This is a genomic window from Parafrankia discariae, assembly GCF_000373365.1.
GTDB classification, from domain to species: domain Bacteria; phylum Actinomycetota; class Actinomycetes; order Frankiales; family Frankiaceae; genus Parafrankia; species Parafrankia discariae.
In genome coordinates this window covers 1-9641 of sequence record NZ_KB891108.1, presented here as the reverse complement: position 1 = coordinate 9641, position 9641 = coordinate 1, and the positions used below count along the sequence as shown (strand labels likewise).

Annotated in this window: 10 protein-coding genes; 2 read left to right on the top strand and 8 right to left on the bottom strand. The window is 68.2% G+C overall.

Features of this window, described 5'->3' with window-relative positions:
* Positions 1–447 (top strand): transposase (locus B056_RS35165; RefSeq protein ID WP_018500783.1); only part of this gene is annotated, 447 nt, incomplete at its 5' end.
* A gap of 161 nt (positions 448–608) precedes the next feature.
* On the opposite strand, the gene B056_RS0104870 is transcribed toward B056_RS35165, so the two are convergent.
* The 3 genes from B056_RS0104870 to B056_RS0104860 all read right to left on the bottom strand — a co-directional run bounded on the left by B056_RS0104870 (position 609) and on the right by B056_RS0104860 (position 2729).
* Entirely contained in the window at positions 609–1124 is a 516-nt protein-coding gene (locus B056_RS0104870; protein WP_018500782.1) for a nitroreductase family protein, read from the bottom strand.
* Between the two features lie 51 nt (positions 1125–1175).
* A complete protein-coding gene (locus B056_RS0104865; protein WP_018500781.1) occupies positions 1176–1784 on the bottom strand; it encodes a DsbA family protein in 609 nt (202 codons plus the stop codon).
* 105 nt (positions 1785–1889) lie between these two features.
* Entirely contained in the window at positions 1890–2729 is an 840-nt protein-coding gene (locus tag B056_RS0104860; RefSeq protein ID WP_018500780.1) for a TauD/TfdA dioxygenase family protein, read from the bottom strand.
* Between the two features lie 156 nt (positions 2730–2885).
* Here B056_RS0104860 and B056_RS0104855 point away from each other — a divergent pair, with 156 nt between their 5' ends.
* Positions 2886–3482 (top strand): TetR/AcrR family transcriptional regulator, encoded by a 597-nt coding sequence (locus tag B056_RS0104855; RefSeq protein ID WP_018500779.1) that lies wholly within the window; start codon positions 2886–2888, stop codon positions 3480–3482.
* Positions 3483–3748: 266 nt separating this feature from the next.
* Here B056_RS0104855 and B056_RS0104845 read toward each other — a convergent pair whose 3' ends face one another.
* From B056_RS0104845 to B056_RS0104825, 5 genes are all read right to left on the bottom strand, one after another.
* The gene (locus B056_RS0104845) at positions 3749–4126 is read right to left on the bottom strand and encodes a hypothetical protein (protein ID WP_154676837.1); all 378 of its coding nucleotides are present in this window, start codon (positions 4124–4126) and stop codon (positions 3749–3751) included.
* 124 nt (positions 4127–4250) lie between these two features.
* Positions 4251–4847, bottom strand: a complete 597-nt coding sequence (locus B056_RS42370; protein ID WP_154676836.1) for a hypothetical protein — start codon at positions 4845–4847, stop codon at positions 4251–4253.
* Positions 4848–5305: 458 nt separating this feature from the next.
* Positions 5306–6469: a trypsin-like serine protease gene (locus B056_RS39305; protein WP_018500775.1), complete on the bottom strand. Its 1164-nt coding sequence runs from the start codon at positions 6467–6469 to the stop codon at positions 5306–5308.
* A gap of 226 nt (positions 6470–6695) precedes the next feature.
* Positions 6696–8342 (bottom strand): serine/threonine protein kinase, encoded by a 1647-nt coding sequence (locus tag B056_RS0104830; RefSeq protein ID WP_084647091.1) that lies wholly within the window; start codon positions 8340–8342, stop codon positions 6696–6698.
* Positions 8332–9135, bottom strand: a complete 804-nt coding sequence (locus B056_RS0104825) for an FHA domain-containing protein (RefSeq protein ID WP_018500773.1) — start codon at positions 9133–9135, stop codon at positions 8332–8334. Before B056_RS0104825 ends, B056_RS0104830 begins: the two co-directional genes overlap by 11 nt.
* Between the last annotated feature and the right edge of the window lie 506 nt (positions 9136–9641).

The window sequence follows — 9641 nt, the reverse complement described above, 5'->3', positions numbered from 1 at the left end:
GCGATGTCCCCACGCGCCCTGACCCGCCTGTTGCTCACCAGGCCCGATGCCCTCACCGACGCCCAACGCGACCGGCTCGACCAGCTCACCGCCGCCTGCCCGGAGATGACCACCCTCGCCGGCCTGGTCCGCGGCTTCGCCGCGCTGCTCACCCCCGCCGACGGCAACAACGATCTTCTCACCGCCTGGATCACCACCGCGCGGGCCGCCGACCTGCCCCACCTGCANGCCTACANCCGCGGCCTCGACCTCGACCGGCACGCCGTGAACAACGCNCTCACCCTGCCGTACAGCAACGGCGGCACCGAAGGCGTCAACACCAAAACCAAGAAGATCATGCGCCAGATGCACGGCCGAGCCGGCTTCCCGCTCCTCCGCCACCGAATCCTGCTCGGCTACTCTCTGTCACCACCGGATGTGCGGCAGAGCCCACTCCCACCTTCATAGCCACGGCCGCCCTCCCGGCTCCACCAACCGCAGACCAGCGCCCCACTACGACGTCGGAAAGACCAGCAAACGAGACCTCACCATGACCGCCCACCACCAACGCACAGGTTAAAAATCAAGCTGAGACTCCCGATCAGTCATGATCAGATGATGCGCCGACGTCACCAGCGGCCGTGGTGGACAACCTCGCCGAACGGGCGCCGGTCGGGGTTGACGATGGGCCGCAGCGGCCGATCAGCGGGGTAACCGACACCGAGCAGGAACGCAACCAGATGCGTGTCCGGGACGCCGAGGATCGCGCGTGCCGTGTCCTGCTCGCCGACCGCGGAGTGCCCGGTGCCCAGGCCGAGATCGGCGGCGGCCAGCATGATCGCGTAGGTCGCCTGCCCGAGGTCGTACTGGTCCACGACCCGCGTCCGGTCGTCTGACGCGACGGGCACGACCAGGGCGATCGCCGCCGGGGCGGTGGCGATGTGACCGGCCCCGCGCCAGACCGTCGACAACTCCGCCAGCTGCCCCCGGTCGGTGACGATCACGAAGTCCCAGTGCTGCCGGTTCGACGCCGACGGTGCCCGCCAGCCGGCCTCGGTGATCCGGTCCAGCAGCTCCGCCGGGACCGGGTCGGTCGTGTAGGCACGGACGTTGCGGCGGGCCCGGATCGCGTCCCATGTCTCCATCGCGGACTTCCTTCCGTCTACCGGATGCCGGGTGCCGGGTGCCGGCCGCTGTCAGCGGGGGATGGTGGTGTGCTTGAACTCGTTGAGCTCTGGCCAGCCGGTCAGCAGCTCCACCACACGCTCGACCGCGCGGATCGACCCGGCAGGGTCGGCCCCCGCGGGGGAACGGTCCATGAGCCGGACGAAGACGGCCCGCTCGTCGGCGATGAACGTCGGCACCCCCCACACAGCGTGGCTGCCCACGTACTGCTCATGCTCGGCGCGGACCCTGGCCAGCGCCTCGCCCGAGTCGATCGTCTCCAGCACCTTTCCGGCCGGCACGCCGTGATGCGCCAGTACCCTGGCGACCTCGCCGCGGTCGGACAGCTGCCTGGCCTCGTCGTGGCGAAGCGCGAACAAGCCACGGTGCACGGCCGGAAACACGTCGGCGTAGTCGTCGCGGACGACGACCCCGGCCTGCAGGGCCAGGATGCCACTGTCCTGGTCGGGCTGGTCCCAGACGTCGGGCTGCCCCTCTTCGACGTGACCCTGCCCGAGGGAGAACGGCGCGAAGCGGACCTCCCAGTCGGCGCTGGCGGCCAACCCGGTGAGGATGTGCTCGTGCGCGTTGCGGGCGAACGGGCAGCGGTAGTCCCAGGTGACGGTGAACTCAAGGGCCATGAACCCTCCAAGCCGCCGGGCCCGCACGGCATTCCCTACCGGATGGGTAGAGAAAGCCGCCGGGCAGAGACAGCGATCATGCGCGCCCGCGCCGTCACCAGACTGTCACCGGGCTGTGACCAACTCCCGACCGACCAGCGTGGTGCGGTGCATCAGCCGGCGTGAGGTCGGCTCGAAGGGCAGGGCGCGGTGGAGCATGCCGGTGTTGTCCCAGATCACCAGGTCGCCGCGCCGCCACTGGTGCCGGAGGGTGAACCGCGGACTGGTGGACCAGTCGAGCAGACGGTCCAGCAGGGCCCGGCTGCGCTCTTCCGACCAGCCGACGACCGTACCGGCGGTCGCCCCGACCAGCAGGGACTTCCGCCCGTTCGCACGGGTCCAGACAAGCGGGTGCACCCGCGTCGGCACCGTCTCCCAGCTGGCACGCTTCTTGGGCCCGGCGTCGGGGTAGGCGATCCGCTGGGCGGTCGCGAAGCTGTGGACGACCCGCAGGTCGGCGATCTCGGCCTTCTCCGCCTCGGAGAGTGCGGCGTAGGCGGCGTAGGTGTTGGCGAACTGTGTGTCGCCGCCGGCGGGGTCGACCTCACGGGCGGTGAGCAGTGTCGCCTGCTGGGGAAGCTCGTCGGTCGCGCCGTCGATGTGCCAGAGGAAGTTCCCCTGCCGGTAGCCGGCCAGCACGCTCTTCTCCGGGTCGAGCGTGATGTGGGCGATCTCCGGATACTCGCCGGGGTCGTTGACCTTCGGCACCACGACCTCACCCAGCATCCGGCTGAACCGGACGAGGTCGCCGTCCTCGATGTGCACCTCCCGGTAGACTAGGACGCCGTACTCGTCCAGTGCGGCCCTGCACTCGGCGGCGACCGCCTCGTCGACGAGTTCGCTTCCGGTGTAGCCGCCGATCTCGGCGCCGATGTCGAGCGCCAATCTGGTGACCGTGATGGACATGACTTCCTCCGACAGATGGAGTCCGGACTTCCCCTGACAGGCGGAATCCGACGGTTCGCGCGCTCAGGATGCCCTCCGTTCGTACCATCCGCCGCTCGCAAAACGCAAGGATCTTCTTGCATTTAGAACGGATCTTCTGGCGCGCTAGGGTGAGGCATGGCCCGGGACACCCGCGAGCGCCTGATGGAGGCCGGACTCGTCCTGTTCGCCCGCAAGGGCCTCGCGGGCACCACGGTCTCCGACATCGAGGCCCATGCCGGGCTGCGGGCCGGATCCGGCTCGTTCTACCGCCACTTCGCCTCGAAGGACGCGCTCTTCGAGGTCGTCGTCCGGCGGGAACTCGACCGGTACCGCGCCACGATCAGCGACGCGGAGCCCGCTTCACCGGGCGAGCCGGCGGAGCCGACCGTCGCCGACGCGAAGGTCGCCCTCGCGCTGGAGTTCCACCAGACCCTGACGACGCTGGACCAGCTCGGCAGACTCGAGACGATCATCAGCCGGGACGCCCGCGCGATGGGCACCCTGTTCGACGAGGTGGAGGGCCTGTACAACGCCGCCCTCGACGCCAGCACCCACCGGTTGGACCAGCTCATGAAGGCCGGGCAGATCCCCCGGCGAAACCCGCAGGCCCTCGCCGAGACGATCAGGAGCACGCTCATCGGCTACCACCTGAACACGCAGTCGTTCCGAAGGTCCCCCCGCCGCGTATCACCAGCGGATCTGATCGCCACCCTGATAGACCTGATCTCCTGACCGAGTTCGGGCGCACCGACCCCTGGCCCGGCGAGACGGCGGCCCGCTGAGCCAGCTACCAGCGTCCTTGCGGTGGCGTCCGGGCACCCTCTCGACGGCTCCGTCTCCGCAACTGGGGTGTCCGCCTTTGTGTCTGGCGTGTCCACCGATTGCGACGTCGACGCGAAGCTGTGTTCACTACGAGCGGCGCCACTTTCGGATCTCCGAGTCCCAGACGAGGACGTCCCCAGGAGCCAGCAGACCGGTGTCGAAGTGCAGCATCGCGGTCATGGCGGCAGCGTCACCGCGCTCGTGTACAACTGCATCGGCCCGATATCAGCGGTACGCCAATAGGCGAGTACACCGAACACCAGGCGCGCCACAGCGGCTCCGGCCACCACCCGGTAGGGAAGATCGAGCCAGACCCGCAACGTGGCCGCGGCGAAGAACGCCAGGTTCGCCGACCAGAGCAACGCCAGCAGCAGACGTACGGGTTGCCCGCCGTACACGGGCGAGACGATGCTGCGGCGCGCGAGCAGTGCCGAGACCGCCAGCATCGCGACAACGACGAGGCCGATCGTGGTCGCTTCCGCGGACGTGGCGTCCAGAACCGGCAGGCTCGTCCGGAGGGTGCGGCGGCTGCCGAGCGCCCCGACGTAGCCCACGCGCCCACGCCGTGTCGCATGCGCGGCGGTCAGGACGGACCGGGTCGGGACCAGGGGTTCGTAGTCCGCGGGCCGCCGCGGCAACCGGCCGACGTTACCCGCCGAATCCTGCCGCCAGCGCAGGTCAGTACCCTCGCTCCTGGCGCTGCTTGTACCTCGCCGGGTTGTCGAGCGCCTCGACGTAGCGGAACGGATCGCTACTGCCCGACCCACCCCCGCCGGAGAAGAGAAGCAGCCGGAGGAAGAGGAGGGGCAGCACCACCGCGACCAGCAGCACGACGACGTGGAGCGCAACGAAGGCGACCACCAGCAGCGGGCAGGCGAGGCCAAGCGCGGCCAGTGCCTTGCGCGGCCCAGGCAGCGCGTCCCGAACCCGCCCGAACTCCGTGATGACCAGTGTCAGCGCGCTGAGTGCGGCGAGCAGGAGGCAGATCAGCCCGTCTCGGACCTGCCCGTCCGAAAAGTAACCGACCATGAGGGTGATTCCACCCCCGAGGCCCAGCAGACCACAGGAAATCGTCGTCTTCATGCCGAAGAAGGACTCACCGGCGAACGGACCGAAGATCCGCCAGCTGGAGCGACGGCGTGCCCCCCCAGAAGGCGGCTGGCCGTGACCGGGAGCCCCGTAAGCGTGCGGCGGACCAACCGGTGCCGCCGCACGCTCGTCATCCGGCAAAGGCGGCCACACCACGCGCTGATAGGCCGCCTTGTTGAACATCACGAACCAGTAGTCCGCATAAGGAATTACCAGTCGGACGGTACCGTGGCGCGACGAAGTGAGTTGTAGACCTCGCCCGTCACATTCGGCCCGGGAGATATCCCTGAACCAGTAGTCGGTAGAGATCCCATCAATCTGCACGGAGAATCTGAGACTGGTGATCTTACAAGGTCCAGTTCCCGTCGGACGCCACCCGGCGGGGGCCGCGTGGCACTCTATTCGAGCATCTGCGCCGCCCAGGCAGATCTCACCGGGATGTAGCTCGATGCCGGCTGGCACAGGATGCAGCTGGGCACCGTCGTAGAAGGTCTGAGCGAGCTTGAGCCCCGCCCGCCTGGAGTCGTTGACATCTTTAGGTGAAATCAAGTCTCCCCCGATACGTCGTGCCGGTTCGATATCTTTTCGCGTTGGCGCGGCCGACGGTCAGCCACGATCAGAGATGTCGCCGGATGGCCTGGCGGTCATGGGATTTGACCCAAGGTCCCGTCGGGCACATAGTGCAGCCAGCGTCCGTAATCTCTGGCGAGGTACTCGGGAAGCTCGATCAAGCGCTTGCGGCCGCGCTCGACACGGTAGACGTTCGGGTGTGAGAACTCGCGCAGCAGTGTCCCGTCCTGCGGTACGGAGGGAATCTGGGCAAGGGTACCGTTCGGGACCGTCCGAATCGCCGACCAGGAGAATCCCAAGGCGTTGAACGCCGCCTGGTCGGGAATACGGAACTTCGCCCCTCCGTAGCTGACGTAGACCCAGGCCGTGGAAGCCTCTTTGAGTAGCGCTCCGTCAAGATATGCCGGTCCAGCAGTTCGCGTGTCACTCACATGGCTTCGGATGAAGTTCCACGCCCGACTATCGGTGTCCACCCGGTTGCTGAGACCGAGGAAGTTCAAACCCAGGACGAGGGGATCTTTACCGTGCTTTCCGGTGCGGTCAACCGAGCCGAAGGTAACCCCGGCGAGCGCGTACTGGCCGCCGGCAAGCTTGACCAGTGCAGCTCCGCCGCTGTCGCCTAGGGCACCGGCGCCCTCGATGGGGTAGGTGGCGAGGAGGTTGTCCGGGTACCAGTTTCCAAGCCCCCCGGGCCAGGAGGTCTGGAACCGCGCGGAGATGTAGTCCCACGACCACACTCCCTCGATCGATCTCCTGACATCCGCGGTAGCCGAACCGCTCGTTGCCGCCGCGCTGGTTACGCCGAAGCCGTACCTTTCGATCTGCTGGACTCCGGGGAACGCGGCACCGGCCAGCAGCGGAATCGGCGTGACGTCGGTCACCGCGGTTTTCAGATGGAGCAAGGCCACGTCGTCGCCACCGCGATCATCCCCGCCGTAATTCGGCATCCGATCGATCTGGTAAGGCTTCACCTTGAAGGCTCGATTACCAGGTCCCGCGCGAAAGCTGATGGTCACCTCGGAGGGAGAGTACGGCTTGCCCGTCCCGCCGCTCGCGTAGGTGCAGTGTTCAGCGGTCACCACCCACGTCGGAGATATCAGCGTTCCCGTGCAGGTCTCGCCGGCGATGTCCCTTATCCCGTTGTCACTGAATATCGCAACAACAGCCGGCTGCGGATCGACGCCGTTCACGATCATAGTGCTGCCGCCGATGACAGCCGCGGCCGGAGTTGCGATCACAGCTCCCGCGGCGGCGACCAACACACTCAGGACAGCTGGGAGTGCGATTCTCCGGTGCTGCCGTACCCGTTCGCGAATCCGCCCGCGCATCCACTACTCCGCTCGAGTGTCCGTCTCCACACGGACGCCGTTGTCATCCGCGCTACGCAAGGTAGGCCAGCGGAGTCACCCGGGATAGTTGAGCGCCCAACCCCCGCCGACACAGCGGAGGGTCGGTGCCGGCTGCCTACGGGCCTTCGCAGTTGTTCGCGACGGCGCCGCCGACTCGGACGACCGTCCGGTCGTCGAGCACGGTTCCGCTGGCCGCCAGGGCGTTGACGGCGTCGCCGCCCGCGGCTCGGGCCTGCCGCGCGGAGAGCAGATCGATCACCATCAGCTCGACCCTGTACCGCTGGCCGCTGGTGTCGGAGGGCTGCCCGAAGTACTGCGCGCCACGCCAGGACCAGGTCGTCGCTGGCTCGTCCCAGCCGAACACGTACTCCACGTACTTCTCCGGCTGACCGTTGCTGAGATTCGCCATGGTCAACACCAGGGTGCTCCCTGAGGGGATCTGGGCCGTCCCCGAAAAGTAGGAGCACTGCGCCACTCTGGCGTCCTCGCCGGGCGAGGTGATCATCCCGGTCGGCGTCACGGCCGCGTCGGAGCTCGAGCGGCCGACGCTGTCGGCCCCGGGAGCCGAGCTGCCCGGCACGGGGGTGACGGGACCACCTGACACCGCCACGGCCCCCGACCTGTCGCCGCGCTGCGCGTCCGGCCACAGCCCCACCGGACCGAGGGCGACGAATGCCCCCAGTGCGACCACGCCGAGGCCGAGGATCAGTCGCCTGCCTCGACGCGGCACCAGTGCGGCGGCAAGCCGAGAGGCGATCGCACGGCGGGGCGCGGTGGGAGCTGTGGCGGCGAGCTCGATGAGGCTTCTGGCCCAGGCCACACCGTCCTGGGGACGGCGTTCCGGTTCCGCGCTGAGCATCGCCACCAGATGCGCCGCAAAGGCGTCCGGGTCGGGCACGCCTGCCTGTCGTCCGACCACGGCGATGCGCTGCCGGAGAACGGGCACGGTGGCGGCTGACGCGGCGGGTGGGTTCTCGCCGAGCAGGCAGAACACGGCCAGCCCGCCAAGCGAGTACAGGTCGGCGGACGGCGCACGCGGTGCGTGCGGATACCGGAGCACCTCCGGGGCGGCGTAGTCGTGGCTGACCATGCCGAGCCTGTCGTAGCCGTCGGCGAGCAGGCGCATGGTGCTCAGGTCAATGAGCACGACGCCGCGCTCCCGGTGGACGATGCAGTTCGTCGGCTTCACATCCCGGTGAAGGCTCGGATTGCCGGCCGATCTGCTGAGCGAGTGCAGCCCTGCGAGCGTCTGCGCGACGTGCAGGACGTACTCCAGCCGCCCGGCGAGCAGGCGGCGGGTGGCCGGCTCTCCTCGCGCAAGTTGGTCGAGGGTCGGTCCTTCGACCCACTCCATCGCGACGTAGGTGACGTCAGCGCGTGCCTGCGCGGTTCCAGAAGGATGCGGTGGCGCGCCTCGAAAGAGCTCGAATACCTGCACCAGGTGGTCGAGCTGCAGGTGGTTCAGGAGGACGATCTGATCTCTCCACCGCCGCATGTCGCTCTGCGACGGCCACTCGTCGTGTAGCCCGGGAGGCCGGTTCAGCAGCTTGATTGCCCGCGGTACGGGCGACGTCAAAGCCCCCCGGTAGCGAGCACGCCAGATGACGCCCTCACCGCCGGCAGTTCCCTCCCCGAACAGCTCGTACTCGTCGGGTGCTTCGGGCGGCCCCACGTGAAGGCCATTGGCTCGCTCGGCGTGCGCGGCGTCGCTCGGCACCAGTGGTCTGCCGGCGGTTGGCCTTTCCGCGTCGTCAGTCGTCATGGCGCTCGTGGCCGCGAAGATCGTCAGCCAGGTTCATGTCCTCGACGGGGGCGACGGGCAGCTGGCCTCCGATGTCATCGCTGCTCACGAGGCCGTTGCGGACCAGCCAGCGGGCAAGAGGCCAGCGGAAACCGTCCCGGGCCGCCGCGACCTCGGTGTCAGTCAGACCAGGCACGCCGTGGCCGGTCAGTTCCTCGCGAAGCTTCTTGATCACATTGCGGACGTGGAACGGCTTCAGGCCCAGCCGCTGCCCGATCTCCTCGTAGTCGGCGGGTCGCACGGCCGCGCCCGATCTCGTCAGCAGCGGTCGGCACAGTTCCACAAGAATGCGCCGCTGGGCCGCGGTGAACGTGATGGGGCTGGTGACAGTCGGGCACGAGCGCGTTGTCTCGTCCGGGACACTGAGGTCGGGCGTAAGAGCGGACGCATCGGCTTCGACACCGATGGCAACTCCACCACGGCCGGCGACGACGATGCGAAAGATGCGAAACGGCATGGACGTGGTGCCTGCTCCCGGCTCGAGGACCCGGTCCTCGCCCACTGGAGGGCGCAGCACGGCAGGTTTCGAAGCTGAGCTGTTCTGTATCAGCACACAGTCGTCCAGGACGCGCAGCGACAGCGCACAGCGCGAAATGTGGTCGTCATCCGGCAGCTGAATCGTGCAGTGACTGGCACGACCGATCGAGACGGACTCACCGCGCGTCAACGCCCAGCGGCGCCCGGCGTAACTCAGAACCAGGGCGGGTTCTCTGCGCAGCACGTCGTCGCGAAGCCGGTCGACAAGATCGGTCACGCCCGAGTTCCATTCTCGCCATGCAGCGAAGCCGAACACCGGCGCCTCGCGAAACGGATGATCTGCGACGAGGAGATGGCGACCGACGCCGCGGCGACGGCGTCCCCCCGCATCCAGGCATCGTCAGTACGTTCCAATGCGCACCGCCCCCGACTCGGTACGACATATTCGGACGTCGGAATGATACCCGTTGGCAGCCTTGCCACTCGCCTGGCGGGCCCTGTTGCGTCAGCGAGTCCGCCGTCGCGCAGCTGCCGATCGGTCGTAGCGGGTTCGTAGCCATGGATCACATCCCGGTCGCGGCGTCGGCCAGGGGCACTAATGGGACGTACCGGGTCGCGATACGGCAGGCTCGGTGCCGGTAGCCGCCGGCGGTGGGTGAGCACTCTTGGGCACAGGGCCTGCGAGCCCTAGTACTGCAACGGCACTTGGTGGTCGTGGTGGATGATCTGCGTTGTGGTGGTGGAGGCGTGGGCTGGCGAGCTGGACGGGCTGTGTGGGCGGAT

Coding starts and splice junctions, on each gene's coding strand:
- B056_RS0104870 (WP_018500782.1), bottom strand. CDS start 1,124: ATGGAGACATGGGACGCGATCCGGGCCCGCCGCAACGTCCGTGCCTAC.
- B056_RS0104865 (WP_018500781.1), bottom strand. CDS start 1,784: ATGGCCCTTGAGTTCACCGTCACCTGGGACTACCGCTGCCCGTTCGCC.
- B056_RS0104860 (WP_018500780.1), bottom strand. CDS start 2,729: ATGTCCATCACGGTCACCAGATTGGCGCTCGACATCGGCGCCGAGATC.
- B056_RS0104855 (WP_018500779.1), top strand. CDS start 2,886: ATGGCCCGGGACACCCGCGAGCGCCTGATGGAGGCCGGACTCGTCCTG.
- B056_RS0104830 (WP_084647091.1), bottom strand. CDS start 8,342: ATGACGACTGACGACGCGGAAAGGCCAACCGCCGGCAGACCACTGGTG.